General features: G+C 74.6%; 1 pseudogene. It reads right to left on the bottom strand.

Annotated elements, in window-relative coordinates:
* Window positions 1–393, bottom strand: a pseudogene (locus A5481_RS34905) (ATP-binding protein); the annotation flags it as partial.

The raw sequence follows: 393 nt of genomic DNA, 5'->3' as shown, positions 1-393 counted from the left end.
CGGCGCGCGCGGCCGCCGCGAGCGCCGCCTCGCTGAACGGCCAGGTCGGGAAGGGCGGCGCGAAGCCGGCCTCGGCATAGGCAGGCTCGAGCCGATCGCGGATGAGCGCGGCGGCCGCAGCGGGCTTGTTCAGGCCGGTCAGCAGCATCGGCGGATCGAACCGGTCGAAGGCCGATTTCAGCCCGCGCTCCTCCAGCCGGCGCCAGGAGTCGGTCAGGCAGGTGACCAGGGTCATGCCGCGGCCGCCGGCCTCGTGCAGCTCCATCAGCCCGGCGGCCAGCATCTCGGCGAGGCCGGGACCGGCGTCGAAATCGTCGTCGAGGCTCAGGCGGGTCGCGTCGACCACGCCGTCGATCTGGTCGACGGCGACGAGGGTCGGGCCGCTCAGGCCCA

The sequence above is a fragment of the Methylobacterium platani genome (assembly GCF_001653715.1).
Classification (GTDB): domain Bacteria; phylum Pseudomonadota; class Alphaproteobacteria; order Rhizobiales; family Beijerinckiaceae; genus Methylobacterium; species Methylobacterium platani.
This window is presented reverse-complemented; position numbering and strand designations above follow the sequence as displayed.